General features: G+C 71.4%; 3 protein-coding genes. All 3 read right to left on the bottom strand.

Features of this window, described 5'->3' with window-relative positions; all coding sequences use genetic code 11:
* A partial coding sequence (locus tag B8460_RS10740; RefSeq protein ID WP_048861596.1) for an ATP-binding cassette domain-containing protein occupies window positions 1–733 on the bottom strand: 733 nt, incomplete at its 3' end.
* 9 nt (window positions 734–742) lie between these two features.
* Window positions 743–1,747 (bottom strand): BMP family protein, encoded by a 1,005-nt coding sequence (locus B8460_RS10735; protein ID WP_158322805.1) that lies wholly within the window; start codon window positions 1,745–1,747, stop codon window positions 743–745.
* Window positions 1,748–1,849: 102 nt separating this feature from the next.
* The coding region (locus tag B8460_RS10730) for a glycosyltransferase family 2 protein (protein WP_048861594.1) at window positions 1,850–3,115 on the bottom strand (1,266 nt) is incomplete at its 5' end.

The following is a 3,115-nucleotide window of genomic DNA, read 5'->3' as shown; positions in this document are numbered from 1 at the left end:
ACAGGTCGCGCCCGACCATCATGCGCGCCAGTGCCGCCGCGTCCGCGCCCGCCGGCGCCTGCCCCGCCACCCGCCCGTCGCGCAGCACCACCACGCGGTCGCACAGCGCCCGCACCTCGTCCATCTTGTGCGAGATGAACACGATGCCGGTGCCCTCCGCCCGCAGCTGGCGCAGCACGTCGAGCAGGGCGGCGACCTCCGGCGGGCTGAGATTCGACGTCGGCTCGTCGAGCACCAGCAGCGCGGCGCCGCGCAGGATCGCCTTGAGGATCTCCACCCGCTGCCGCCGCCCGAGCGACAGGTCGCCCACCACCGCGTCGGGGTCGAGGTCGAGGCCATAGCGCGCGCTCGCCTGGCGCACCCGCGCCGCGATCTCGCCCCGGCGCAGCGCGCGCAGCCGTCCGCGCCCGGCGGCCTCCCAGCCGAGCATGACGTTCTCCGCGACCGTCATCGCCTCGATCAGCATGAAATGCTGGTGGATCATGCCGATGCCGGCCGCCGCCGCGTCGCGCGGGGTGTGGCCGGACAGCTCCCGCCCGCGAAAGACGATGCCGCCCGCGTCGGCGCGCGTCATGCCGATCAGCACCTTCATCAAGGTGCTCTTGCCGGATCCGTTCTCGCCGAGCAGCCCGACGATCTCGCCGGCCGCGACGTCGAGATCGACGCCGTCATTGGCGGCAAGCGCGCCGTACCGCTTGACGATGCCGCGCATCTCCAGCAGCCGGGCGGTCATGGCGGCGCCTCAGCTGCCGCCGCGTGCGTCCTCGCGCGTGGGCGTGATCTTCATGCCGCCGGCGGCGAAGGTCTTCTGCATCGCCATCAGCTCATCGACCACCGGCTTCGGCACCGCCGGGCTGAACTCGCCGCTGCCATAGACGAAATTCGCCCCCGTCGTGCGGTCCGCCGTCGCATAGCCGTACTGGACGAAGCTGCCCGACAGATGCCCCGCCTTGGCGTCCGCCGCCGCCGCGCCGTACATGTCGCCCCAGTGCTCCACCAGCGCGGTCAGCACCTGTTTGGGCGCCGTCGCGATGCTGTCGACGGAGCGCGCGGTCGCGTACACGCCCTTTTCCTTCGCCGCCGCGATGACGCCGTTCATCGCGGCATTGAGCTTGCCCGTCAGCACGTCGGCGCCGTTGGCGATCAGCGACAGCGCCGCCTCCTTGCCGGATGCCGCGTCCTCCATGTCCTTGATGTAGATGATCGTCACCGTGATGTCGGGCCGCGCCTTCCTGGCGCACAGGCGGAACGCGCCGGCCTGCGCCACGATGTTGGGCAGACCCTCCAGCCCGTAGACGCCGCCGACCTTGCCCGTCTTGCTCATGCGCGCGGCGAGCACGCCGATCTGGCAGCCGAATTCGGCGTTGTTGAAGTCGATCGACATGACGTTCGGCGCCTGGCCGCCGGCGCCGCCGCCGATGATGAACTGCACCTTTGGATAGTCGGGCCCCACCTGTTCGGCGGCCGACAGGAAGCGGCCGGAATGGCCGAGGATGATGCCGTAGCCCTGCCGCGCGTAATCCTCCATCGACGCCGTGTCGTCGGAATCCGGCACGTTCTCCGAATAGGCTGTGGCGATGCCGAGCGACTTGATCTTCATCAGCCCTGAATAGCCGAGCGCGTTCCAGCTCTGGTCGTTGATGCTGCCCGGCAGCAGCATCGCCGCCTTCATGCCGTCGGCGCGCGCGACTTTTGTGCAGACAAGGCCGAGCACGATCGCCGCCAGCAGCCGGCCCGCACGTCCCACACTCCCCGATCCGGCCATCGCCCGCGCATCCCCTGTTGTGCAATGCGCAACGATGATGCGAATTGCGGGCCAGGGCTGCCCGTGTGCGAGCGACCCGCGCGTCTATCCCTGCCAGGACACCGCGCATGTGCGCGCGGTGTGACGCACCGCCAGCACCCAGCCGAGAGTGGCGCCCAGATGGCGCAGCGGCTGGAAGCAGAACGGCTCGATCAGGGCGGCCAGCGCCGCGCCCGCATAGCTCGTCCCGCCCGGCCCGCCGATCCAGCGGCGATACAGATGCAGCGACCACAGATGGATCGCGAGGTCGAAGCCGATCTTGGCCGCGATCACGCCCACCGCCGGCACGATCACCGACGTATGGCCGAACAGCGCAAAGACGCCGAACAGCGCCAGCGCCGTCAGGCCATAGATCGGCTGCAACGTGTCCAGCGCCTTGACGGGCAGCATCAGCATGCCGAGCCGCCCGTAACGCGGGTTCGCCGTCATGTCGCGGTTCCAGAACTGCGTCTGCAGGAACCCGCCGAACCACCGCCGCCGTTGGCGCAGGAACGTGCGCAGGTCCGCCGGCGCGTCGGTGCTCGCCCGCGCCGCCCCGATCACGCGGACCGTCCAGCCCAGAAGCCGGTCCGCGCCGGTGCGGTGCAGCCGGTGGATCAGCTCGTAATCCTCGGTCAGGCAGGCGCCGTCGAACCCGCCCACCATGCGCACCGCCTCGGTGCGGAAGGTGGCGAAGGCGCCGGAGATCAGCAGCAGGCTCCCCTGCCCCATCCAGGCATAGCGCGAGAGGAAATTGCGCACGTATTCATAGGTCTGCAGGAAGCCCAGCGCGCGGCCCACCGGCGTCGGCCGGCAGACCGGGCGCAGCACGCCCGTCGCCGCCACCAGCGACGGCTCGGCGGCGAAGGCCGCGCCCATGGCGGCGAGCGCGCCCGGCGCCAGCAGCGTGTCGGCGTCGATCGTCGCCATCAGTTCCGTGTCGAGATGCCCGATCGCGGCATTCAGCGCCGCCGCCTTGCCGCGTGGCGGCAGGCGCAGCCAGCGCAGCGCCGGGGCGCCGGGCGCGGGCGGGCTGATCGTACCGGGCGCCGGCGTGACGAGGCCATAGCGGGCGGCCAGCACGGCGGGCGTCGCGTCGGTCGAGCCGTCATCGGCGAGGATCACCCGGGCGGGCGGCGGCGTCTGCGCCAGCAGGGCGTCGATCGTCGCGACGATCCCGCCCGCCTCGTTGCGGGCGGCGATGACGACGCCGATCGGGGGTAGCGGGCCGGTGGCCACGGGCGGCACAGGCCGGCGCAGCAGCGGCAGCGTCTGCCAGCTCACGAACAGCAGCAGGGCGGTGTCGTACAGCACATAGGCAAGCCCCGCGCC

Source organism: Acidisphaera rubrifaciens HS-AP3 (genome assembly GCF_000964365.1).
Taxonomy (GTDB): domain Bacteria; phylum Pseudomonadota; class Alphaproteobacteria; order Acetobacterales; family Acetobacteraceae; genus Acidisphaera; species Acidisphaera rubrifaciens.
This window is presented reverse-complemented; position numbering and strand designations above follow the sequence as displayed.